Annotated in this window: 17 protein-coding genes and 3 pseudogenes; 6 read left to right on the top strand and 14 right to left on the bottom strand. The window is 65.9% G+C overall.

The annotated features are described in order from the left end of the window. Positions 1-125: 125 nt before the first annotated feature. From JHD63_RS25280 to JHD63_RS11480, 5 genes and pseudogenes are all read right to left on the bottom strand, one after another. Positions 126-206, bottom strand: a complete 81-nt coding sequence (locus JHD63_RS25280) for an IPTL-CTERM sorting domain-containing protein (RefSeq protein ID WP_445327101.1) — start codon at positions 204-206, stop codon at positions 126-128. Between the two features lie 51 nt (positions 207-257). Beyond that, positions 258-974 (bottom strand): annotated as a pseudogene (locus JHD63_RS25275) (DUF6923 family protein); the annotation flags it as partial. 351 nt (positions 975-1325) lie between these two features. Then, positions 1326-3551, bottom strand: coding sequence for an IPTL-CTERM sorting domain-containing protein (locus JHD63_RS11490; protein ID WP_198970888.1), 2226 nt, complete (start codon positions 3549-3551; stop codon positions 1326-1328). Positions 3552-3775: 224 nt separating this feature from the next. Beyond that, a complete protein-coding gene (locus JHD63_RS11485; RefSeq protein ID WP_198970887.1) occupies positions 3776-4579 on the bottom strand; it encodes an IPTL-CTERM sorting domain-containing protein in 804 nt (267 codons plus the stop codon). Then, positions 4576-4728 carry a hypothetical protein gene (locus tag JHD63_RS11480; RefSeq protein ID WP_198970886.1) on the bottom strand — a complete coding sequence of 51 codons (153 nt, stop codon included), beginning with the start codon at positions 4726-4728 and terminating at the stop codon, positions 4576-4578. The genes JHD63_RS11485 and JHD63_RS11480 overlap by 4 nt, the downstream gene beginning before the upstream one ends. A gap of 726 nt (positions 4729-5454) precedes the next feature. On the opposite strand from JHD63_RS11480, the gene JHD63_RS11475 reads away from it, so the two are divergent. From JHD63_RS11475 to JHD63_RS24000, 3 genes and pseudogenes are all read left to right on the top strand, one after another. Then, positions 5455-6306: a response regulator transcription factor gene (locus JHD63_RS11475; RefSeq protein WP_198970885.1), complete on the top strand. Its 852-nt coding sequence runs from the start codon at positions 5455-5457 to the stop codon at positions 6304-6306. A gap of 80 nt (positions 6307-6386) precedes the next feature. Then, positions 6387-7427 (top strand): annotated as a pseudogene (locus JHD63_RS24005) (GGDEF domain-containing protein); the annotation flags it as partial. A gap of 78 nt (positions 7428-7505) precedes the next feature. Beyond that, positions 7506-8459: a sensor histidine kinase gene (locus JHD63_RS24000; RefSeq protein ID WP_370590481.1), complete on the top strand. Its 954-nt coding sequence runs from the start codon at positions 7506-7508 to the stop codon at positions 8457-8459. A gap of 183 nt (positions 8460-8642) precedes the next feature. Here the strand turns inward: JHD63_RS24000 and JHD63_RS11465 are convergent, their stop codons facing one another. From JHD63_RS11465 to JHD63_RS11440, 6 genes are all read right to left on the bottom strand, one after another. After that, a complete protein-coding gene (locus tag JHD63_RS11465) occupies positions 8643-9455 on the bottom strand; it encodes an alpha/beta fold hydrolase (RefSeq protein ID WP_198970883.1) in 813 nt (270 codons plus the stop codon). Between the two features lie 2 nt (positions 9456-9457). Next, positions 9458-10285, bottom strand: a complete 828-nt coding sequence (locus JHD63_RS11460) for a proteasome-type protease (RefSeq protein ID WP_198970882.1) — start codon at positions 10283-10285, stop codon at positions 9458-9460. Between the two features lie 200 nt (positions 10286-10485). Beyond that, positions 10486-13104, bottom strand: coding sequence for a DNA mismatch repair protein MutS (mutS, locus tag JHD63_RS11455; protein WP_198970881.1), 2619 nt, complete (start codon positions 13102-13104; stop codon positions 10486-10488). A 243-nt stretch (positions 13105-13347) separates the two neighbouring features. Further along, on the bottom strand, positions 13348-14439 hold the full coding sequence (locus JHD63_RS11450; protein ID WP_198970880.1) for a mechanosensitive ion channel family protein: 1092 nt from the start codon (positions 14437-14439) through the stop codon (positions 13348-13350). Between the two features lie 68 nt (positions 14440-14507). Then, positions 14508-16676 carry an FUSC family protein gene (locus tag JHD63_RS11445; protein ID WP_198970879.1) on the bottom strand — a complete coding sequence of 723 codons (2169 nt, stop codon included), beginning with the start codon at positions 16674-16676 and terminating at the stop codon, positions 14508-14510. A gap of 12 nt (positions 16677-16688) precedes the next feature. Further along, complete coding sequence (locus JHD63_RS11440) at positions 16689-17648, bottom strand: inositol monophosphatase family protein (protein ID WP_198970878.1); 960 nt, start codon at positions 17646-17648, stop codon at positions 16689-16691. Between the two features lie 110 nt (positions 17649-17758). On the opposite strand from JHD63_RS11440, the gene JHD63_RS11435 reads away from it, so the two are divergent. After that, complete coding sequence (locus JHD63_RS11435) at positions 17759-18502, top strand: RNA methyltransferase (protein WP_198970877.1); 744 nt, start codon at positions 17759-17761, stop codon at positions 18500-18502. A gap of 32 nt (positions 18503-18534) precedes the next feature. After that, on the top strand, positions 18535-19302 hold the full coding sequence (gene cysE, locus JHD63_RS24755; RefSeq protein WP_198970876.1) for a serine O-acetyltransferase: 768 nt from the start codon (positions 18535-18537) through the stop codon (positions 19300-19302). Positions 19303-19411: 109 nt separating this feature from the next. Here cysE and mog read toward each other — a convergent pair whose 3' ends face one another. Then, a complete protein-coding gene (gene mog / locus JHD63_RS11425; RefSeq protein WP_198970875.1) occupies positions 19412-20008 on the bottom strand; it encodes a molybdopterin adenylyltransferase in 597 nt (198 codons plus the stop codon). After that, a complete protein-coding gene (yjgA, locus tag JHD63_RS11420) occupies positions 20001-20654 on the bottom strand; it encodes a ribosome biogenesis factor YjgA (RefSeq protein WP_198970874.1) in 654 nt (217 codons plus the stop codon). The genes mog and yjgA overlap by 8 nt, the downstream gene beginning before the upstream one ends. Before the next feature lie 83 nt (positions 20655-20737). Between yjgA and pmbA the strand changes: the two genes are divergently transcribed. Then, a complete protein-coding gene (pmbA, locus tag JHD63_RS11415; protein ID WP_198970873.1) occupies positions 20738-22111 on the top strand; it encodes a metalloprotease PmbA in 1374 nt (457 codons plus the stop codon). 36 nt (positions 22112-22147) lie between these two features. Here pmbA and JHD63_RS11410 read toward each other — a convergent pair. Then, positions 22148-22870 (bottom strand): annotated as a pseudogene (locus JHD63_RS11410) (hypothetical protein); the annotation flags it as partial.

Raw genomic sequence — 22870 nt, 5'->3', positions numbered from 1 at the left:
TGGCGGCCCGCAGAGTGATGCAGCGCACCGCGTCACGGTCGCGGCAGTAATGCTGGAGTTGCAACGCCGCAGAACGCCCAAGATAAGGACGCGCGAAATTTGAGCGGGTCGCTAGCCTTAGCTTATCAAGTGCGAAGGCGCCTCAAGCCCGTCAAGCCCATAAGGCCGGCCAGCAGCATCAAGGCCCAATGACCCAGTGTGGGGATTGGCGCTGGGGCGGGCTTGACGGCGGCAAATGCCGCTAAGGGACAATTGGCGCCGTCGTTGCTGGTAGCCGGCGGCGCGGTCGACAAACGGGTTCGCTGACCCGTGGCGAGGTTGATCTGGTAATAACCCGAACCATCGTTTGCCGCACCGAACAGGCCGTCGGTAAACCCGAACTGCGCCCCAAGAACTCCGCCCGTGGCGTCTGCGGTACCTATGTCAGTCACCCGCCCCGTGGCGACGTCGATCGAATGGAGTTGTCCAGCATCGTCTGTCGCATATAGACCACCAGACGCCCAAGCCAGGTCAGAGGCCGTGAACGGAGCGGGGTTCGCGGCCGCATTCACCAACTGAATCGCCGAGGCTGTTTGGGCGGAGATGTCAACCGCGTAAATGACACTTGTGTTGCCAAAAGGCTTTACGTAGTAAGTGCCTGCAGTACTGAAAGTCCCACTATTTTAGGAAGCCGCCGGAAGGCCTGTGACTGGCCCCAACGTGCTGACAGAACCATTGGCAGGGTTGATTTGCAGCAGAACGTTATCCCCGGCGTTCATGGCGTACATGAGACCTGCAGGGCTCATGCCCAATGCGTTGTACTGAACTCCTGCTGGCGCATTTCCCTGAAGGGCGAAGCTTAGTGGCAGAGATCCGTTGCTGTAGTAAAGCGAAGTCGGACCACCGTTGCCTTGAGAGATATAGAGCCTCGCGTCACATGCGACTGGTGGAATGTTTGCCTGCGAAAAAGCTGCCTGGGAAACGGTCAGACCCATTAGTGCAATGGTCGCTGAGATCCGCAGATGAAGCCCTTTGGGTTGAGATTTGATGCCACGGCGGGCAGCCGGTATCTGTTTGATCAGGTACATGGTGATTTTCTCGTTGAACCAGGTAGGGGGCCCTGTGGTATTCGCCAGCGAGACATAGGGCAACGCTGAACAAGCCCCTCGCGTGTCGCGCATCCCTGCTGTGGGCGGTCTGCGGCGTTGCAAATCCTCGCCATAGCTGCGGCTATGGCTGCGGTTTGCGCCTTGCATCCCATCCCACACCAGGGCGCGCGCCACCACGCGGACTTATTCAGCGTTGCCATAGGCCAGCCCCGCTGGCGAAGTGGGCGGATTACATCCTCACCCCGCGTGCGCGCGGCGGCGAAAGCCCATGACACCCAACAATCCTGCCAGCAGCGCCAAGGCCCAGGTACTCAACGTGGGCACCGCCGTCGGAGGCAGCGCGGTGACTTGCACTGACTGGTTGACCGAAGCCGCAGCGGTGAAGTAGTCGTTGCCCGGCTGGCTGGCCGCAATCGTGCAGGTGCCGCTGCTCAGCACCGTCACCGACGCCGCCGTGCCCGCCACTGTGCAAACCGCAGGCGTCAAGCTGGCGTAGGTCACTGGCAGGCCCGAGGTCGCGGTGGCTGCGGGTGCGATGGCGAAGGTGCCGCCGGTCACCACGCTTTGCGTGGGATTGCTTTGCGCGGGGAAGGAGATGCTTTGCCCACTTTGCACGGCCACGTTCTGCGTGACCTGAGCCGCCGCATTGAAATTGACGGCTCCTACGGTTCCGCCAGCCTGATTGGCGGCGATCGTGCAGACCCCCCCCCTCAATGGGGTGACATTGGTTCCCGACACCGTGCACACCGTGGGCGTCAGGCTGGTGTAGGTCACCGCCAAGCCAGAACTGGCGGTGGCCGCAGGGCTGATGGCGAATGCGCCGTCGGCCACGTTCCGAGGGCCGGATTGCGCAGGAAAGCTGATGCTCTGATCGGGCGGTGCGTCGATCTGTATGCTTTGCTGGACAGGTGGCGCTGCGGTGACGTTATAGGGGGTGCCATTGATCACCTGTTGACCCGCTGCCGCATCGGCTTGAATCGTGCACAGCCCCGTCACTGCAGGGTTGGGCAAAGTCACCTGACCCGTTGTCTGATTCACCGAGCACACCGCTGTCGTGAGGCTTGTATACGTCACCGGAAGATTTGCGCTGCTGGTCGTGGGCGGCGTCGGGCTCCAGGTAAATGCGGCTCCGTTCGTCGCCGAATACACAGCGGGATCCGGAGCAGCGAAGTTGATGATCTGCTTGGTGGGATCCAATGGCGCCAGGCGAGCAATGCCACGCCGTGCCATGCCCGCGACGCTGGTGAACTTGCCCCCCAGATACACCGTACCGTCGTCGTTGGGTAGAACTGACCAGACCCACGCGTTGGCGCCGTTGGAGGTATCAAACGTCGTATCCAGAGTGCCGTCCGCGTTGAAGCGCGCGACGCGCAGGCGAGCCGCATCTGGGGGAATCACGGCGCTGGTGGCGGTATCCGCTCGCCCTGCCCGTCCGTAATCTCCACCAATGACGATCTTTTCCTCGGTGCCCACTTTCTGCAGGGCCACGGACGTTGCCCACCAGTTGACGTAAGAATTGAAACTGCTGTCCACCGTGCCATCGGTATTCAAACGCCCGATGCGCCAGTGGACTTCATTTGCATAGCGATGGGTACCCCCGGCATACAGCACCTTGCCGTCGCTCTGCACGGCTAACTGGTATACCGGAAAAGAGCCATCCCAAGCTCCGTTTTGGCCCCCCGGACTAGCAGCGGCATTGAATCCAGTGTCAAGCGTGCCATCTGTATTCAATCGCGCAACGCCCCAGCGATCGACACCTCGCACCTGCGTGAATGATCCGGAAATGAGAACCTTCCCATCGGTTTGCAGCTTCACGTCTTCGATGTTGCCGTTGGCGCCCGCACCCACGTTGAAGCTGGTATCCAGCGTGCCATTCGGGTTAAGGCGAGCGATGCGGTTGCTGACCACTCCATCGATCAGGGTGAAGTAGCCGCCGATGACGATCTTTCCGTCAGCTTGCACGGCAATGCCGCGCACATTATTGTTGGCCTTGACCTGGCCCACTGGCGCGTTCTGGAACGAGGTATCCAGCGTGCCGTCGGCATTCAGGCGCGCAATGCCCCAGAAGGTCGTGTTGGTGGTGCTTCCCGTCGGGCGCACCGAGTGGAATTGGCCGCCGATCAGGATCTTTCCATCCGGCTGAACGGCAATGGCCTTCACGAAATCGTCGGTCATTACCTTGAAGCTCGTGTCCAGCGAATCATTCGCCTTGAAGCGCGCCACACCTTGATAACCCGGCTGCCCTTCGACCGTGCTGAATAAGCCGCCAATCAAAAGACGATTATTGCCGTCCTTGGCCATGACCATGGTTTCTAGATTTGTCCCTCCGCCGTTTGCAAAATCATCTGGCGCATACACGGCCGCGTTCACCGTGCTGAACGTGAAAGAACAGGCCAGTAATGCGACCGGCACGGCTTTTGCAATGGCGCGCGAACCGCTGAAACGATTGTTGGAAAATTTCATGCCTTACTCTTGATTTCCAAAAAATATAAAATAATGAAACTGCGGGCTGACGTTTTTTTTGTATATTGATCTAAACCCGTGGCGCGTTACCGCTTGGATTAAGGCTGCAATCTTAAGAACTTTTGACTGGATCCAATGAAATGGGCGTAAGCCCTTTTGCTCTTCGTCGGCACCAGCTGACTGGCAGGCTGGAACGGAAAAATCGCGCAGCCTAAAGAGCCGATTTAATATCTGCGGCTGCCGCGTAGCCTCAAGGCTGCGAATCCTGCCAAGGTCATGGAGAGCAGCATCAAGGCCCACTGGCCAAGAGTCGGTACCGGGTTCGCAGGTGCTGGGCAGTACTGATCCAGAGCATTGTTGGTGGCAATGACAGACACGGAAATGTCATCGATATAGTAATCGTTGCCGTTAATTGCCGCGGTCTGATTGGTCAACGCCAGCCTTGCCGGCACTCCAACTCCCGTAGTCTGGCAGTCAGCTGGAACGGTGAATTGATAGGTTGACTTGACCCAAGCTTGCGTCGGAGTACTTGCAAGCGGACCCGATTGCGCCAAGGTAGAATTATTGGCGGGATTGCGCATCTGCAGCGACCAGGATACGGGATTCGTAGAGCCTGCTCCCCCATTGCCGTTGACCACATAGCGCCATGCGCTGATCTCGTAGCTGGTTCCCGGCTGCACATTGAAATCGCGCAGGTAGACTTCACGAAGCTCAGGGCCGGCGTTCAGCACCATCAATGCGCCGCCATTATCGCCAGTGTGATCGCTTGTCAAGTTGGTCCAATAATTGTCTCCTGTTGAGGTAGTGATACCTTGGGGTCGCATGACGGTGTATGATCCGTCGGACACGGAACCACTGCCGGCGAAAGCGAAGTTCCCGCTGGGCACATACAGGTTGCTCACGCGCGTGGGACTATTTCCAAACGTTTCTGTGAAAACTTGTGCCTTTGCAATTGCGCCATAAGTCAGCATGGCGACCGCTGTGCTTCCGCAGGCAAGAGTTTTTAGCAATGATTGCTTTGACTTCATTTCTCTATCCTCTGATTACGATTAAAGGGATAATTCGAGATGGCGTACATCTGCTCCGGCAGACGCTTTGCACCATGAACCGGTTTGCGCATGGCGGCGAATGCCTCCCACACCCAGCCGTGCAGCCACAGGCGCGGCGCCCAATGCATGCAAGGGGCTGCGGGTGCGTTTCGGACGGCATCGCAAGCTGCGAGCACAAAACATGGACGTCTTCGGCGCCTTGGTGGGCACATGTGCCCATATGAATTGTCAAGGCAGTTTGTACAGAGGTTGCAGACCGCGTATCTTTGGTGTCGTGCTGTTTTGTTTGGACTTCGACTGGTCGCGATGGAAGTTCCAAGAAAAGTGTGCGTGAAAGCAACAAGCAGTGCGGGTGTGGCATGTCGCTCGATTGAGCGAAAGTTCCTGCCGGGAACTACCGCAGGCAGGCTGGGGAATCGGCGTGCCTGCGTTCAGGCGCTGGCCGCGCTCGACGATCCACTTTCCGTGCGGCGTTGTTGCATGATTCCCTCTGCGGGCAATATCAATTCTCCGCAGGTCGCGGGGCGATGGCCAACCGCGCCGGCCGCGTGTGCGGCGCGCCTCACACGCGGCCACTTGGGTGGCGGCTAGGCGCCTGCATGCAGCGGCTGGGCGTGGTGTAGTGGGGCAATGCGAGCAATCTGGCGAAGGCCTTGAGCGGAACCATGGCAGGCTCAGAACGTCGGGCGGCAAGCTTGCCTGAAGGTGTGCGCCGGACAGTCGCACGCGAGCGACATGGCAAAAAAGCAAAGAAAAATATAAAAAACAAATAAAAAGTAAGGATGCAAGGCGCCGCCTGCTCGCTTGGGTGACAATTGGTAATCAGTAAAGGTTGGGATAGTCACCAAGAGCACATGAGCAATAGTGAAGTTCAGTCTCCGCACATACTGATTGTGGACGACGATCCCGATCAGCTTCGCCTCTTGGTCGCTGCGCTGCGCGGTGCGTCTTATCGCGTCAGCGTGGCGCTCAATGGCGACCATGGGTATGCACGGGCTACGGTGTTGCAGCCGGATCTGATTTTGTTGGATGTGCGCATGCCAGGGCGTAGCGGCATTGCAATTGCAGGCCTGCTCACGACCAATCCAGCAACCCAGCATATCCCAATTCTTTTTCTTTCAGCTCTGACCGACGAGCATGATAGATTGGCTGGCTTGCGGGCTGGCGCCGTGGATTACATCAGCAAACCATTTTTTGTTGATGAAATACTGGAGCGCACGCGCATTCATTTGACACTCTCGCAAAGAAGGGCGCGTCCTGTTGTCCGTGATGATGGAATCGATCAGGTCGGCGGTGGCCTCGCCGCATCGAATCCATTGCCGGCGAGTTTGCTGATTAAGCAGGCGGCGACGGAATTCATCCTGAATCATATCCATGAGCCCTCCCTCAAGAGCTCTGATGTCGCTTCTCGCATGGGTGTGTCGATGCGACGTCTGAACGCCGTGTTCGAGACCTGTGATCGCGTCTCGGTATTCGAATTCATGCGCCAGGAGCGCATGCGCAGAGCCGCACTCATGCTTGGGCAAAGCACATTGTCGGTTGCAGATGTGGCAATGGAAGTTGGTTATTCGAATTCCGCCAATTTTGCCACTGAATTCAGGAAATTCTGGGGTAAATCGCCCGTTCAGCTGAGGAGCGAGTCGCAGGAGAATGTTGATGCACTGCAGAAAATCATCTCGACCAGATTTGCTCAGCCATGCACATGAAAGATAGCGGTTTGGGGCATCCTCTTTCCATCGAGAAAACAAGTGAATTATCGCCATGGAGCGGCCGTGATGGTCGGTCGATGCCGCCTTTCGTGCGCAAGGTGACGATGGGCTTGACCGCCGCATGGCTGGTGTTGGTGATGGCCACGGGTTGGTGGATTTCTCAGAGAATGGTGGCTGCATGGCTGATGAGCCTGGATGCCCGTGCCAAGTACGAAACCCAGGCAACGGCGCGCGTAGTGGACCGGCTGTTCAGCGAAATGGTCAGCGTGGCCAATATGGTGGCACGCCAAGGTGAGGTGATCCAGCTTGCCATCCGCTATCGCACCGACCCGCCCGGCTTCACCGAGTTGACGCGTGAGCAGCGTGCGGCGCAGTTCACTCGCGATCCTCTGGTGCGCAAGGTGGGCGATTTCATGAATGCACTGTCCACCGACCTGCGCTATGCCCGCATCTACATGAACAATCTGACGGATGATACGGTGACGGCCAGCAATTGGGCAGAGCCTGGCAGTATCGTAGGGATGATCTACTCGGATCGGACTTATCTGAGCGACGCATTGCGCAACGGCAATGGGCATTCGTTCGGTATCGCCCGCCTGAATAAAAGCCCGTCCTATTTCGTGAGCAGTCGCATCAATGACCAGGATGACATGCCGCTGGGCACGGTCACCGTGAGGTTTGATGCACCAGACATGGCTCGTTACTTGACAGGGGCGAATATTGCATTGATCGTGAACCGCCAGGGGCGTGTCACCACCACTTCATCTGAGGGGTTCATGCTACGCAATGTGACGGCGCTCCTGCCGCCGGGCACCGTGCAGGCTTCAGATGATGGGGAAGATCCGGGAAAACCCATGGACATACGCGCCATGGAGGGCCAGGGCGCTGCCGATCAATGGCTCGTCGAAGGCCGTCCTTATTTGCTGAAGCGCCACCCGCTATCCAATACGCAATATCAATTGCTGACGCTGGCTTCGCTGGATGGCTTGGCAACTATGCGCAGGCAGCATTTTTTCATAGGGATGCTGGTCGCTGCGATCGGCTTGGTTCTGATTCGACTCTCCAGTCATATAGTAGAGAGAATGGTGATGCAGCGTCAGGCCGATCGGTATGCTGCTATTCAAACATCTGCCTCGAACGCAGATCTGAATGCAGCACTCAAGGACGCGAGGGAAAAAGAGCGGCAGAATATTGAAGTGCTGGGCTACATCGGGCATGATTTGCGCGCGCCGCTGGCAACCATCCGCGGTTATTCCACAATATTGCTTGCTGATGCGCCTGAAAAGCAGCGAAAGATGCTGCATACCATCCAGCGCAGTGTCAAATACCAGCTTGGCCTGATCGAGGAGCTGTTGGAATACACTAAGTCCGGACTACGGCCTCTGGCTATCAAGCCCACCGCGACGGACTTGCATATCTTGCTTGACGATATTTATGAATATGCCATTGCGCTGTCGACGCAACAAAACAATCGCTTCCACTACGTTTCCTCTGATCGGTTGCCCCGCCAGATAGAAATAGATGGAAAGCGATTGCAGCAGGTTTTATTGAATCTGATCTCCAATGCTGCTAAATTCACTCGCGACGGTGTAATCACGCTGTCCGTAACGGCGAAGTCTGAGTGTGGTATCTGTGTCCTGAAATTTTCTGTCAGCGATACAGGAGTTGGCATCGACCTCGACCAGAATGTCGATATTTTCTGTGCGTTCAAGAAGATCCAGGCTGAGAGCGGCAGTACAGGGCTGGGCCTCATCATCTCGCAGCGCATTCTCTCGGCGATGGGGGAGTCTCTGAGCGTGACCAGCGCCCTCGGCAAAGGCACTAAGTTTTCCTTCGGGCTCTCCGCACCCGTCATCGACTTATCCGGCGCAGATTGGCCTGCTGTTTCGAAAAGGGAGGCGGTATCTGATGGGCAACTGCCGAGACCCCATGTGCCGCGGGATACCATGCCGGGCGATCAGGCCCTGGGGGAACTCGCGGATCTGGCGCTGCATGGTCGTTTCTCCGATATTGAAAGCTGGATCGACGGTTACGCCAGCAACGCCGACTACGTGCCATTCACGACCCGGTTGCGTGAACTGCTGGAGCAGTTCGACTTCCCCGCCATACACGCGCTGGCTTTGCACAACAGAGATGATCTGGGCACCTGACCATGTCCGCCTGCGCTTGATGGCGGCCTCACCGATAGGAAGCGGATCGAGCGCCACGCCCATGAAGTTGCCACGGCTCTGTTGCCTGCCCGGTTGCGGGGCGTGGCGGAGCGCTGCTATTTCCCGGGGTGCACGTATTGGCGTTGCGCGCACGAGGCAGTGGAGAGCAGGGAAGAAAGCCTCTCAGAACTGCCGCAGGGCCGCCTCGATCGCAGCGGCGGTCTCCAGCGGTTTTTCCATGGGGAACAGGTGGCTGCCTTCGAGCATGCTGACGCGGCCCTGGGTCACCCGCTGCGTCATGGCGAGCCCGGCCTGGCGCAGTTCCGCCGAGCGCGTGCCGCCGATGAAGGCCACCGGGCAAGGTGGCGGATGGCGGCGCAGCAGCCGGTCCAGGTTGTGCGGCAGGGTGTTGTAGATGGCGGTTTCCACGGCGCGGTCGAAGGCCAGCGTGCAGCCGCCCTCGGTATCGCGCAGGCCGTGCTCCAGGTAGTCGTCCAGCACGGCGGGCTCCCAGGCGGCGAACAGTAGCTTGCCGGCGAAATGCGCGCGCGCCGTTGCGCGGCTGTCCCAGTGCTGGCGGCGCCTGCGGCTGACCGAGCCCGGGCCCAGCGCGCCGACGGCGCCGGTGCTCTTGGCCAGTCGCAGCGCGGCCGCGCGCCAGCCGCTGACCACGGGCGAGTCGAGCAGCAGCACACCGTCGATGGGCCGGCCCGCGGGCTGCGGGTGCCGGCAGGCGGTCATGAGGCTCAGGAAGCCGCCGAGCGAATGGCCGACGTAATAGAGCGGGCCTGCGTGGCCGCGCACGGCTTCTTCGGCGAAGTCGTTCAACTGGCGCACCAGGTGCGGCCAGTTGCTGGTGACCGGGTAGGCCGGATCGTGGCCCAGCTTCTCCAGCGCCCGCACCTGGAAGCCGCGCGAGCGCAGGCTGCGGAACAGCACTGCATAGGTGCTGGCGGGGAAGCTGTTGGCGTGTGAGAAGACGATCAGCGCGCCCATCGCTAGATGAGCTTCTCGCGCGGGTTGGTCAGCTTCTTCAGCGGCTTGATGCGGCCGTCGGGCACCTTCAGCGGGGTGTCGGTGCGGGTGTCGTCCCAGACCGGGTCTTCCAGGCTGTCGAACACCTCGCGCAGTTTCTGCCCCCAACTGTTGTGCAGCATGCGGTAGTAGGGGTTGTCGCTGTCGATGGCGATGATCTTGTCGGTGCGCAGGGCGTTGGCCTCGTACACCACCAGGTCCAGCGGCAATCCGACCGAGAGGTTGGACTTGAGCGTGGAGTCCATGGATACCAGCGCGCACTTGGCGGCTTCGTCCAGCGGCGTGGCGGGGGTGATGACCCGGTCGAGCACCGGCTTGCCGTACTTGGATTCGCCGATCTGGAAGTACTGGGTCTCGGGCGTGGCCTCGATGAAGTTGCCGGCCGAGTAGACCTGGAACAGGCGCATGCCCTCGCCGCGGATCTGGCCGCCCAGGATCAGTGATACGTTGAAGTCCACGCCCGCGTGCTGCAGCGCCTCGCCGTCGCGTTCGTAGACGTGGCGCACCGCCTGGCCGAGCACGCGTGCGGCGTCGAACATGCTGCGCGCATTCCAGATGGTGATCGGCTCGCTGTCCTCGGACTCCTTCAACTGCTCGACCTGCAGGATCTCGCGCACCGACTGGGAGATGCTCAGGTTGCCGGCGGACAGCAGCACCATGCAGCGGTCGCCGGGCTTCTCATAGACCAGCATCTTGCGAAAGGTGCTGATCTGGTCCAGGCCGGCGTTGGTGCGGGAATCGGACAGGAAGACGAGGCCGGCGTTGAGCTTGATGGCGACGCAGTAGGTCATGGGGGCTCCGGAGGAACGGCAGGCCGCTCCTGCGTGCGTCGCGCAAGGCTGGCTGCCGGAAAGGGCGGTACCGCTCGAAGCGGATCGCGGGCGGCGACGCGCTGTCAGTACGCCCGTGATTTTACGGTCAGCCCGCCGCTCCGGCGCAGGCACCGTCGCGGTGCATGGCGGCCCGGATCAGCCACGGCCGCGGGGGAGTGTCATCGGTCCCGCAGCGCCAGCTTCTTGAGCGCATAGAGCGCGTCCAGCGCCTCGCGCGGGGTGAGCGCATCAGGGTCGATGTCGGCCAGCCGGGTCTCCACCAGGCCCGGGCCGGCCGCGACGCTCTCTGACGGCGGCGCGAACAGGTCCACCTGGGCCTGGTGGGCGCTGGCCTTCTCTTCCAGCGCGGCCAGGGCGTGGCGGGCGTGGTGGACGACGGCGGCGGGCATGCCGGCCAGGCGCGCCACCTGGATGCCGTAGCTGCGGCTGGCCGGGCCGGGCTGGATCTCGTGCAGGAACACGATGTCGGCGCCGGACTCGGTGGCGCTCACGTGCACGTTCACCGCCGCATGGTGCCTGGCCGGGAACTCGGTCAGCTCGAAGTAGTGGGTGGCGAACAGCGTGAAGCACTGCGCCTTGTCGTGCAGGTGCGCGGCAATGCCCGAGGCCAGCGCCAGCCCGTCGAAGGTGCTGGTGCCGCGGCCGATCTCGTCCATCAGCACCAGGCTGTGCGGCGTGGCGGTGTGCAGGATCTGCGCGGCCTCGGTCATCTCCAGCATGAAGGTGGACTGGGCGTTGGCCAGGTCGTCGGCCGCGCCGATGCGGGTGTGGATCGCGTCGATCGGCCCGAGCCGGCAGGCGCGGGCCGGCACGTAGCTGCCGATGGAGGCCAGCAGCACGATCACCGCGATCTGCCGCATGTAGGTCGATTTGCCGCCCATGTTCGGGCCGGTGATGATTTGCATGCGCTGGCGCGGGCCCAGCCGCGTGTCGTTGGCGATGAAGCCGCTGCCCGCGCCGGGGCCGCCGTAGCCTTCGGCCAGGCGCGCCTCCACCACCGGGTGGCGGCCGGCCTCGATCTCGATGCAGGGCTCCTTGGCGAACACCGGCCGGCACCAGCCGAGGGTGAGCGAGCGCTCGGCCAGCGCGCACAGCGCATCCACCGTGGCCACGGCACGGGCCAGGCGGCTGAGCGCGGCCACGTGCGGCTGCAGCGCGTCCAGCACCTGCTCGTACAGCCACTTCTCGCGCGCGAGTGCGCGCTCCTGCGCCGACAGCGCCTTGTCCTCGAAGGCCTTGAGTTCGGGGGTGATGAAGCGCTCGGCGTTCTTCAGCGTCTGGCGGCGGCGGTAATCGTCCGGCACCTTGTCGAGATGGCTGCCGGTCACCTCGATGTAGAAGCCGTGCACCCGGTTGAACTGCACCCGCAGGTTGGCGATGCCGGTGCGCGCCTTCTCGCGCGTCTCCAGGTCGAGCAGGAAGCCGTCGCAGTTGTCCTGGATGGCGCGCAGCTCGTCCAGCTCGGCGTCGAAGCCCGGGCCGATCACGCCGCCGTCGCGCACCAGCGCGGCCGGCTCGGGCAGCAGCGCGCTGTGCAGCAGCGCCAGTACCTCCGCCGGCGGCCGCAGATCGTCGGAAATCTGATCGAAAAGTGCCGATGGCCCAGGTAGCATCTGGGCTATATGCTCTACTTTTTGTAGCGACTGCGACAGCGCCACCAGCTCGCGCGGGCGCACTTGGCGCAGCGCGGTGCGGGCGCTGATGCGCTCCACGTCGCTGGTGCCCTTGAGCTGCTCGCGCAGCCGTCCGAACGGGCCCTCGCCCTGCGTGCCGCGCAGCGCGGCGATGGCGTCGAGCCGCTGCTGCGCCAGGCGCCGCTCGCGCTGCGGCTCCAGCAGCCAGTTGCGCAGGGCGCGGCTGCCCATGGCGGTCACGCAGGTGTCCAGCAGCGAGAACAGCGTGGGCGCGTCCTCGCCGCGCAGCGTCTTCACCAGCTCCAGGTTGCGGCGGGTGAGGCTCGGAATGTCGATCAGCTCGTCGTCGCGCTGCACCCGCAGCGTCTTCACGTGCGACAGCGCGCGGCCCTGCGTGTGCTCGGCAAAGGTCAGCAGCACGGCGGCCGCGGCGTGCGCCTGCGCCAGTGCCTCGGCGCTCCAGGCGGCCAGGCTGTGCGTGCCCAGTTGCTCCTGCAGCTTGCTCTGGCCCAGCGCCGCGTCGAACTGCCACTCGGGCCGCGCGGTCAGCGCAAAGGGCGTGCTGCGGCGCAGCGCCTGCAACTGCTGGGCAAAGGCGCTGGCGGCATCGCCGTTGTAGAGCACCTCGCTCGGCGCGATGCGGGCGATCCAGCTCTCCAGCGCATCGCGCGGGCATTCGGCCAGCTGCATCTCGCCCTGCGTGACCGACAGCCAGGCCAGCCCCACCACGTTGCGCAGGCCGTGGTGCACCGCCAGCAGCACGGATTCGGCCTTGTCCTGCAGCAGCTCGGCATCGGTCAGCGTGCCGGGCGTGACCACTCGCACCACCTTGCGCTCCACCGGCCCCTTGGCCGCGCCGACCTCGCCCACCTGCTCGCAGATGGCCACCGACTCGCCCAGGCGGATCAGCTTGGCCAGGTAGTTCTCCATGGCGTGGAAGGGCACGCCCGCCATCACCACCGGCTGCCCCGCCGACTGGCCGCGCCGCGTGAGGGTGATGTCCAGCAGCCGCGCGGCCTTCTCGGCGTCTTCCCAGAACAGCTCGTAGAAGTCGCCCATGCGGTAGAACAGCAGCGTGGTGGGGAAGTCCGCCTTCAGACGCAGGTACTGCTGCATCATGGGGGTGTGGGCGGAGGTATCCATGGATTCTTTTGGTGGCACTGGCGATTCGCCCAATGGTTTCAACGGTTTGCGCTCTTGGTCGAGTGACATCGATCGCTCTGTCTGATGGGCCAGCGGTGGCCTCCCTCAATTATCCGGGCTGGACGATGGATCCCGCCCCAGCCGGGCCCAGGCTGTGAGCTGGGCGCGGTCGAGGCGGCGATTCCTGCGGGCGGGCTGCTGCCCCGTGCTTGAGCGGCGAGGGGCCGCAGCGGGTCTCGGGTTTCAGCCCCGTTTCAAGCCGGCTTCCGCCGCACCGCCTGGGCCATCCGCCAGCGTCTGGCCGCCCAGCACGCGCAGCGTGGGCTGGTGCTGCGGGTATTCGCGCTGCATGAAGCCGATCATGGCCTCGCGCACCTGGCAGCGCAGGTCGAAGGCCTTGCCCGAGGACTGCGCCGTGACCAGCACGCGCAACTGCATGGTGCGCTCGGTGGTGTCGGTGGCCTGCAGGTTGAAGAAGCGGCCGTCCCATTCCGGCAGGGTGGGCACCAGGCGGTCCAGCTCGGCGCGCAGCGGTGCGATCGGCATGGCGAAGTCGACGCTGAGGAACACCGAGCCCAGCAACTGCGAGCCGGTACGCGTCCAGTTCTGGAACGGGTTCTCGACGAAACACTGCAGCGGGATGATCAGGCGCCGGTCGTCCCAGATCTTCAGCACCACGTAGGTGCCGGTGATTTCCTCGACCCGGCCCCATTCGCCCTGCACGATCAGCACGTCGTCGATGCGGATCGGCTGTGCCAGCGCGATCCGCAGGCCGGCGATCAGATTGCTGAACACCGGCCGCGCGGCGATGCCGGCCACGATGCCGACCACGCCGGCCGAGGCCAGCAGGCTCGCCCCCACCTGGCGCGCGCCGGGGAAGGTCATCCGCATCATCGCCATCCCGGCGAACAGCGCGACCACGGTGGCGGTGCGGGCCAGCACGCGCGCCTGCGTCATGATGCGGCGCGCCTGCAGGTGGTCGTCCACGGCGTGCGGATGCCGGGCGATGACGCCTGTCGCGAGCCCGTTGATGGCGCTGATGCCCAGCCAGGTGGTGGCCGCGATCAGCGGCAGCCCGTTGAGGTGCCGCACGCTCTCGATGAGGCGCATGTCGTTCCCCGCGGCCTGCCACACCAGCTGCAGCGCCAGCAGCGGCAGCACCAGCCGCGCGGCGCGCTGGCAGGCGCGCAGGGTGGCGTGCAGCACGGGTGCGGGCTGGGTGGCGCGCAGCAGAACCAGCGCGCCGATGCGGTAGGCCACCAGTGCGGCGATGACGGCCAGCACGGCGCCAATGGCGGTGGCGACCCACGGGGAGAATTGCGACAAATCGGGCATCCGTCCACCTTTCCTGGGAGATATGGGGGCATGGCCCCGGGGAGGAAGAAAAGCGCGCTCAGGCCTTCTCAGCCGAGCGCGCGATCGGCCGCGCGGCGCAGGCGCAGCGCGGTGGCCTGGGCCAGCGCCAGCCGGCCCAGCAGCCAGGGCGTGAGGTCGTCGGCCAGCGCGTCGGGCGGGCGCATGGACGCATCGTCCGGCGGCTCGGGGGCTTCGGGCTGCTCCGGCCGCCCGCTGGCCGCGGACGTGTTCAGCGCCTCTTCGATGGCCGTGGCCGTGCGCTCCAGCGCCGGCGCCACCAGCTCCATCTGCAGTTGGCCGCGGCGCAGCTGGAGGGTGGACTTGACCGCGGTCAGTTGCGCCAGCAGGCGGTAGCTCTGCGCCTGCAGGGTTTCCAGCGGCTCCAGCGGCAGCTGGACCCGGGCCGGCTCGGACAGGGTGCGCCCGGCGGCCTGGCCCAGCGCGGACAGGCTGTCGTAGGCCTCGCGCCGCCCCAGCCGCCAGTCGACGTCGGGTGCGCGCTCGACCCCGGCCGTGAGCGCCAGCCGCGCATGGCGGGCCTGCGCGCGCAGCACCCGCTGCACCAGGCGCGGCACCTGGTCGCGCTCCCAGACCGGCAGCACGTAGCTGAAGAGCCAGGCGATGACGGCGCCGATCAGCGTGTCGCCGATGCGCTCGCCGACGGCGAAGGCCGGATGGGCGCCGGCGTTGAGCAGGTGGGCCTGCAGCATGCCCTGGGTGGTGGCGGCGGTGGCGGTGATGAGGTAGCGCCGGACCACGAACGCATGCCCGATGGCCGCGCCGATGGCGATGCAGCCGAGGATGGCGATCGGCCGCGGGTGGGTGGACAAAAATGCCATCACCACCAGGCATCCGAGCAGGGTGCCGGCGATGCGCGCGTTGCGCCGCTGCAGCGTCTGGGCCAGGTTGGCGCGCATCACCACGGTGATGGTGATCAGCACCCAGTACTTGTGCGTGCCCCAGGGCAGGTGCAACGCGATGGCAAAGCCGGTGCCGATGGCGGCGGCCGCGCGCAGCGCCTGGCGCAGCGTGGGGCCGTACCAGCCGCGCTCGGACTTCAGCGGCGTCCAGGACCAGCCGGTGGGGCTGATGAAGAGCTGCCAGTTCTCGCGCACCGTGGCCAGTTCCGGCGCCTCGTCGCCGCGCGCCAGGCCGAACAGGCGCTCGACCTCGTCGCCGATGGCCGCCACGCGCAGCGCCGCGTCGCGCACGCTGGCCGACAGGGCCGGGGCGGGCGGCGACGGTGCATCGCCGGCCGGCGCCCGTGCGTCAGCCGGGTACAGCCGCCCGAGCGCGATGCGCACGGCCTGCGCGTCGGCCGCGCGGCGGCCCAGCAACAGGGCCGTGGCCAGCACGTCGATCTGGCGCGCCGCCGCCGCCAGCGCGTCGGCCAGCGGCGGCAGCGCGGCCAGGTCGCCGCTGGAGAGGGTCTGCGTGTCGAGCTCGCAGGCCACCAACTGGTCGCGCGCCTCCAGCAGGCTCAGCAGCATGCCCGCGAGCTTCTGGCGCTGCGGCGTGCGCGGCGACTCCAGCACCACGTCGCGCGCGGCCTGCAGCGTGTCGGCCAGCGCGGCCTGGCGGCGCAGCATGTCGCCGGTCAAGACCTCGCTCTCGGCATAGGGCGAGAAGCGGCGCGACTGGCTGCGCAGCGCCTCGGCGAACTCCAGCAGCGTGGCAGCCAGCAACTGCACGCGGTAGCGCGCATTGAGCAGGCCGTTGGCCGCCACCGCATAGACCATGTAGAGCCCCGCGCCGCACACGAACCAGCCGGTGCGCTCCAGCGCCAGCACAAAACCGGCGGCGGGCGAGGCCATGGAAAACAGCATCGAGAACATCAGCCCGGCGCTGAGCGGGCCGCCGCGCTTGCCCCAGGCCGTGCCCATGAAGGCGACGAAGGTGCCGCAGACCAGCACCGCGCCCTGCTGCAGCGCGCTTTCGTGCGCGAGCTGCATGGCCAGGTACAGCGGCGCGCCCAGCGCGGCCACGGGCAGCAGTTGCTGGAACTTGTGCCGCTTCTGCGCGGGCATGTCGGGCAGCGTGGCGATCAGCGCGCCCACGGCGCCCGCCGAGGCGGCCGACAGGTCGTCCAGCAGGTAGATGCTCACCGTGACCAGCATCAAGCCCACGGCCACCGCCAGGCCGTTGGTGATGTGGTGGCCCAGCAGCATGCACAGCGCCCGCCAGGCCTTCTTGCGCAAGCGTGCCGGCAGCCCCATCGAGGGCAGGCGTCAGAGATCCGTGCCGGAGGTCTTGCGCACGCGCGTGAGCTTGCGCACCGGCGGTGCTGCGGGGGATTCTTCCGGCGCCGGGGCGGCGGCGGACTCTTCCGCGGGCTCGTCGCCGATCGGGACGTAGGCGGCCGAGCGTTTGGCCGCCACGCCCGCGAACTTGGAGTACTTGCCGATCAGGCTCACCAGTTGCCCGTAGATGCGCGGGCTGGCCGCCAGGCATTCGCGCTGCTCCAGGAAGTCGGCCTCGCCGGTGAAGTTGCCGACCAGGCCGCCGGCCTCGGTCACCAGCAGCGAGCCGGCCGCCACGTCCCAGGGCGAGAGCCCGGTCTCGAAGAAGCCCTCGGTGAAGCCCGCGGCCACGTAGGCCAGGTCGAGCGCGGCGGCGCCCGGGCGGCGCAGGCCGGCGGTGCGCTGCATGACCTCGCCCATCAGTTGCAGGTACTGCTGCATGTTGTCGCCCGGGCGGAACGGGAAGCCGGTGGACACCAGCGACTCCTGCAGCCGCGTGCGCCTGGAGACGCGGATGCGCCGCTCGTTCATGTAGGCGCCGCGGCCCTTGGTGGCGGTGAACAGGTCGTTGCGGGTCGGGTCGTAGACCACGGCCTGCTCGATCTTGCCGCGCACGGCCAGCGCGATGCTCACGCAATAGACCGGGAAGCCGTGGATGAAGTTGGTGGTGCCGTCCAGCGGATCGATGATCCAGACGAACTCGGAGTCGCGCGCGCCGTGCTCGCTGCCCGACTCCTCGGCCAGGATGCCGTGGCCCGGGTAGGCGGTGAGCAGCGTCTCGATCACCGCCTGCTCGCTGGCGTGGTCCACCTCGGTGACGAAGTCGTTCACCTGCTTCTGCGAGATGCGCACCGACTCGATGTCGAGCGCGGCGCGGTTGATGATGGCGCCGGCGGCGCGTGCGGCCTTGATGGCCACGTTGAGCATGGGATGCAGGTTGGACGACATATCGGTTGTGACGGAGGAGCGGTGCGGCGGCCCGGGGGGCGCGGAGCCACCCGGCGATGCGGGCGGCGACAATGTGCGGATTTTACCCGCCGGCCCGCGGCACGGTTCCCATGCGCACCCGCTTCATCCTGATCCAGACCAGCCATGCCGGCAACGTCGGCGCCGCCGCGCGCGCCATGAAGACCATGGGCTTCGACGAACTGGTGCTGGTGGCGCCGCGCTGGGACAACGTGCTGCGGCGCGAGGAAACCATCCAGCGCGCCAGCGGCGCGCTCGACGTGCTGGACCGGGCCCGCATCGTCGCCACCCTGGACGAGGCGCTCGATGGCATCACCCACCTCTGCGCCACGGCCATGGTCCCGCGCGACTTCGGCCCGCCCACCCGCGCACCGCGCGAGCACCTGCCGGCCTTTGCCGCCGGCGCCGCGGCGGCGGGGGAGGCCGGCGTCGGCTTCCTGTTCGGCTCCGAGCGCTTCGGCATGCAGAACGAGGACGTGTACCGCTGCCACGTCGCGCTGCGCATCCCCACCCACCCGCAGTTCGGCTCGCTCAACCTGGGCGCCGCGGTGCAGGTCATCGCCTATGAGTGGCGGCTGGCGCTGGGCGGCTTCGACGCCGTGCCGGCGCCGGCCGCAGCCGCGGCGCGCCGCGCCGACACCCAGCAGGTGGCCGGCATGCTGGAGCACTGGGAGCGCTCGCTGGTGGACATCGGCTTCCTCGACCCCGCCGCGCCCAAGAAGCTCATGCCGCGGCTGCAGCAGCTTTTCCATCGCGCCCAGTTGACCGAGGAGGAAATCCACATCCTGCGCGGTGTCGCCAAGGCCATGTCGGCGGCCGCGGGAGCGAGTCGATAGACTGCCTGCACATCACGAACCCACCAGAAGTCATGTTCGACCGCCTGCGCTCCGACATCCAGTGCATCCTCGACCGCGATCCCGCCGCGCGCAGCACGTGGGAGGTGATCACCTGCTACCCGGGGCTGCACGCGGTGGTGCTGCACCGGCTCGCGCATGGCTGCTGGACGCGCGGCTTCAAGTGGCTGGGCCGCTTCATCTCGCACATCGCGCGCTGGCTCACCGGCATCGAGATCCATCCCGGCGCGGTGCTGGGCCAGCGCGTGTTCTTCGACCACGCCATGGGCGTGGTGGTCGGCGAGACCGCCGAGATCGGCGACGGCTGCACCATCTACCAGGGCGTGACGCTGGGCGGCACCTCGCTCTACAAGGGCGCCAAGCGCCATCCCACGCTCGGGCGCGACGTGGTGGTGAGCGCCGGCGCCAAGGTGCTGGGCGGCTTCACGGTGGGCGACGGCGCCAAGATCGGCAGCAACGCCGTCGTCATCAAGCCGGTGCCCGCCGGCGCCACGGCGGTCGGCATCCCGGCGCGCATCATCCCGTCGAAGAGCGGCGCCAGCGCCGACGCCACGCCCGAGCGCAAGTTCTCGGCCTACGGCGTCACCCAGGAAGACGACCCGGTGAGCCAGGCCATGAAGGGCCTGATCGACAACGCCGCCTCGCAGGAGCACCAGATCGCGCTGCTGTGGCAGGCCATCGAGGCCCTGTCCCAGGGCCGCGGCCGCGACTGCATGCCGTGCGATGCGGCGCTGGAGGAGCGCTTTGCCGCCGGCAAGCTCAAGGAGCTGGTGGGAAAGTAGCGATTGCTTCTTTTTGGATAGCATGAAGCCTTAGATTCATCTGCGTTTCCAGCCTTTTATTTGCTGAAAGGCAGATGGCCCTAAGGCTTCATGCTATCAAATTTGAATGTCAGCAAACCGGCCGTTGCGCCGACTTGGGCCGGAACGCCTTGCAGACTGCGTCGTTGGTTTCCAGGTACGGCCCGCCGATCAGGTCGATGCAGTAGGGCACGGCGGCGAAGATGCCGGGCACGGCCTGGCTGCCGTCGGGGTGCTTCAGGCCCTCCAGCGTCTCGGCGATGGCCTTGGGCTGGCCGGGCAGGTTCAGGATCAGGCTCTGGCCGCGCACCACGCCGACCTGGCGCGACAGGAGGGCGGTGGGCACGAAGCGCAGGCTGATCTGGCGCATCTGCTCGCCAAAACCCGGCAGTTCGCGCTCGGCCACGGCCAGCGTGGCCTCGGGCGTGACGTCGCGCGGCGCGGGGCCGGTGCCGCCGGTGGTCAGCACCAGCGCGCAGCCGGCGTCCACCAGCGCGATCAGCGTCGCGCTGATGGTGGCCTGCTCGTCCGGGATCAGCCGGGCTTCGAAGGTGACCGGGTTCTTCAGCGCGCGGCCCAGCCAGTCCTGCAGCGCGGGCAGGCCCTGGTCCTGGTAGACGCCGCGGCTGGCGCGGTCGCTGATCGAGACGATGCCGATGCGTACCGGCTCGGGGGCGGCATCAGTCATCGCCGTCCTCCGCCGTGCCGTGGCCGGTGGGCGCGTCTTCGCCGCTCAACTGCGCGCGCACGAACTGGAAGATCTCGCGGTAGGCGCGGCCGTGGCGCGGCGCCAGGCCGGGCTTCTCCGGCACGGCGTCCTTGCGCGCCTGGCGCACCAGGGCGCGCAACTGCTGCGTGTCGGTGCCGGGGAAGCGCGCGATCCAGCGCTGCACCGCATCGTCGTCGGCGATCAGGGCGGCGCGCGCCTGCTCGGCCTCGTGCAGCGCCAGGGTGTCGCGGGCCGAGCCGCTGTGCTGCTCGTCAAGCGCCGCGCGCGCGGCTTCGCGCGTGGCCTCGTCGAGCTTGCGCATGAGCTTGCCGATGAACTGCATCTGCCGGCGCCGGCCCTCGAAGTTGGTGATGCGCCGCGCGTCTTCCAGCGCATCCGCCAGCTTCTCGGGCAGGTTCAGGCGCGCGAGCAGCTCTGCGCGCAGGGTCAGCAGGGCTTCGCCCAGTTCCTGCAGCTCGTCGCTTTCCTTCTTGAGGTCGGTGCGGCTGGCGGTGCGGACTTCGTCGATGCCCTTGAGCTCGCGCTTGAGCTCGAGATCGAGCTCGCTGCCCTCGGCTACGAACTGGCCGCGGACGAAGTAGCCTTTCTTGAGTTTGCGTGACATGGCGGGAAATGGATGCGGCCGCGTGGAGCAGGCCGGGGCAACAAAGGTGCGAGGGGAGGGCGGCAAGTATCATAGCCCTCGCCATGAAGACCCCATCCCCGACCGAAGCCGCCAGCGGCTTCAGCTACAGCCGCGCGTTTTTCGAAGAGATCGTCGACGCGGCGCTTTCCCATGCCAAGAAGCTCGGTGCCACCGACGTCGGCGCCGAGGCCTCCGAGGGCTGCGGCCTGAGCGTCAGCGTGCGCAAGGGCGAGCTCGAGACGGTCGAGCGCAACCGCGACAAGTCGCTGGGCGTGACGGTCTACCTCGGCCAGCGCCGCGGCAATGCCAGCACCTCCGACTTTTCCCGGACCGCGATCGAGCAGACCGTGCAGGCCGCCTACGACATCGCGCGCTTCACCGCCGAAGACCCGGCGGCCGGCCTGCCGGACGCCGAGGACATCGCCACCGAGCAGCCCGACCTCGACCTGTTCCACCCTTGGGCCATCGACAGCGAACAGGCCGCGCGCATGGCCATGGCCTGCGAGGCCGCGGCGCTGTCGACCGACCGGCGCATCACCAACAGCGAGGGCGCCGGCGTATCGGCGCAGCAGTCGCATTTCTTCAGCGCGCACACGCGCGGCTTTCGCGGCGGCTATGCGAGTTCGCGCCACAGCATGTCGGTCGCGCCGATCGCCGGCCGCGGCGACGACATGCAGCGCGACGCCTGGTACAGCTCAATGCGCAACGCCGCCGATCTGGCCAGCCCCGAGTCGGTCGGCCGCTATGCCGCGGAGCGTGCCTTGTCGCGGCTGCGCGCGCGCAAGATTCCGACCACGGAATGCCCGGTGCTGTTCGAGTCGCCGCTGGCCGCCGGCCTGCTCGGCGGCTTTACCCAGGCCGTGAGCGGCGGCGCGCTCTACCGCAAGAGCAGCTTCCTGCTCGACTCGCTGGGCCAGCAGGTGTTCCCGGAGCACATCGACGTCGAGGAAGACCCGTTCATCAAGGGCGGCAAGGGCAGTTCGCCCTTCGATGACGAAGGCGTGCGCACCCGCGCGCGCAAGGTGGTGGACGCCGGCCGCGTCGAGGGCTACTTCCTCAGCACCTATTCCGCGCGCAAGCTCGGCATGAAGACCACCGGCAACGCCGGTGGCTCTCACAACCTGGTGCTGTCCTCGCGCCTGACGCAGCCCGGCGACGACCTGCGCGCCATGCTCAAGAAGCTGGGCACCGGCCTGTTCGTGATCGAGTTGATGGGGCAGGGCGTGAACTACGTCACCGGCGACTATTCGCGCGGCGCCAGCGGCTTCTGGGTGGAGAAGGGCGAGATCGCCTTCCCGGTGCAGGAGATCACCATCGCCGGCAACCTGGGCCAGATGTTCAAGGGCATCCAGGCCGTGGGCGCGGACAGCTACAACTACGGCGCCAAGACGGTGGGCTCGATCCTGATCGACCGCATGATGGTGGCGGGGAGCTAGCCTCCACCCGGCCCAGTCGCCTGCGACAACGGCCGTCTACTCCTGCCGGCGTTGCGGCCCCTCGCGCCGCATCATGCCCATGCCTTCGCGCGGCGGCATGCCTTCGCGCCGCGGCTGTTGCTGCATCTGTTGCTGCTGGATCTGCAACTGGCGCTGCAGTTGCCGCTGGTGCTCCTGCTCCATGCGCTGCGCCTGCATCTGCTGCATCTGTTGTTGCTGCATTTGCTGCTGCTGGGCCTGCTGCAACTGGCGCTGCTGCTGCTCGGCGCGCATCTGCTCCATGCGCTGGCGCATCTGCATGTCCTGCTGGCGCGCGGCCTGCTCGCGCTGCATCTGCATCAGGCGCTCCTGCTGCATCTGCAGTTCACGCTGCTGGCGCTCGACCTGGCCGCGCTGCGGGTCGTAGCCCGGCGGCGGGCTGTGCTGCTGCGCGTCCTGGAACGGCTGTTGCTGGAACTGCTGCCGCTGCTGGTGCTCCCATTGCTGGCGCTGCAGCCGCTCGGCCTGCTGCTGGCGCAACTGGTCGGCCATGGACACGCTGGGCGGCATGGGCCGGCCCTCCGGCAGCCGGAACGGCTGCGGCGGCGGCACGCCGGGCCGGCTGCCTGCCATCGCGCCGCTGAAGGGCGGCGGCGCCACGGGGCGCGCGTGGGCGAGGGCGGCGGCGGTCAGCGCCTCCATCTGCAGCTGTCTCTTATACACATCTAAAAGGGGGGGGGGGGGGGGGGGGGGGGGGGGGGGGGGGGGGGGGGGGGGGGG

Source organism: Xylophilus sp. ASV27 (genome assembly GCF_016428875.1).
Lineage (GTDB): Bacteria > Pseudomonadota > Gammaproteobacteria > Burkholderiales > Burkholderiaceae_C > Xylophilus.
Note: the sequence above shows the minus strand (reverse complement) of the source record. Positions and strands in the feature narration are given on the sequence as shown.

What these genes read in the sequence shown, in the direction of transcription:
- JHD63_RS11490 (WP_198970888.1), bottom strand. Translation starts at nt 3,551, where the DNA reads ATGAAATTTTCCAACAATCGTTTCAGCGGTTCGCGCGCCATTGCAAAA.
- JHD63_RS11485 (WP_198970887.1), bottom strand. Translation starts at nt 4,579, where the DNA reads ATGAAGTCAAAGCAATCATTGCTAAAAACTCTTGCCTGCGGAAGCACA.
- JHD63_RS11480 (WP_198970886.1), bottom strand. Translation starts at nt 4,728, where the DNA reads ATGCATTGGGCGCCGCGCCTGTGGCTGCACGGCTGGGTGTGGGAGGCA.
- JHD63_RS11475 (WP_198970885.1), top strand. Translation starts at nt 5,455, where the DNA reads ATGAGCAATAGTGAAGTTCAGTCTCCGCACATACTGATTGTGGACGAC.
- JHD63_RS11465 (WP_198970883.1), bottom strand. Translation starts at nt 9,455, where the DNA reads ATGGGCGCGCTGATCGTCTTCTCACACGCCAACAGCTTCCCCGCCAGC.
- JHD63_RS11460 (WP_198970882.1), bottom strand. Translation starts at nt 10,285, where the DNA reads ATGACCTACTGCGTCGCCATCAAGCTCAACGCCGGCCTCGTCTTCCTG.
- mutS (WP_198970881.1), bottom strand. Translation starts at nt 13,104, where the DNA reads ATGGATACCTCCGCCCACACCCCCATGATGCAGCAGTACCTGCGTCTG.
- JHD63_RS11450 (WP_198970880.1), bottom strand. Translation starts at nt 14,439, where the DNA reads ATGCCCGATTTGTCGCAATTCTCCCCGTGGGTCGCCACCGCCATTGGC.
- JHD63_RS11445 (WP_198970879.1), bottom strand. Translation starts at nt 16,676, where the DNA reads ATGGGGCTGCCGGCACGCTTGCGCAAGAAGGCCTGGCGGGCGCTGTGC.
- JHD63_RS11440 (WP_198970878.1), bottom strand. Translation starts at nt 17,648, where the DNA reads ATGTCGTCCAACCTGCATCCCATGCTCAACGTGGCCATCAAGGCCGCA.
- JHD63_RS11435 (WP_198970877.1), top strand. Translation starts at nt 17,759, where the DNA reads ATGCGCACCCGCTTCATCCTGATCCAGACCAGCCATGCCGGCAACGTC.
- cysE (WP_198970876.1), top strand. Translation starts at nt 18,535, where the DNA reads ATGTTCGACCGCCTGCGCTCCGACATCCAGTGCATCCTCGACCGCGAT.
- mog (WP_198970875.1), bottom strand. Translation starts at nt 20,008, where the DNA reads ATGACTGATGCCGCCCCCGAGCCGGTACGCATCGGCATCGTCTCGATC.
- yjgA (WP_198970874.1), bottom strand. Translation starts at nt 20,654, where the DNA reads ATGTCACGCAAACTCAAGAAAGGCTACTTCGTCCGCGGCCAGTTCGTA.
- pmbA (WP_198970873.1), top strand. Translation starts at nt 20,738, where the DNA reads ATGAAGACCCCATCCCCGACCGAAGCCGCCAGCGGCTTCAGCTACAGC.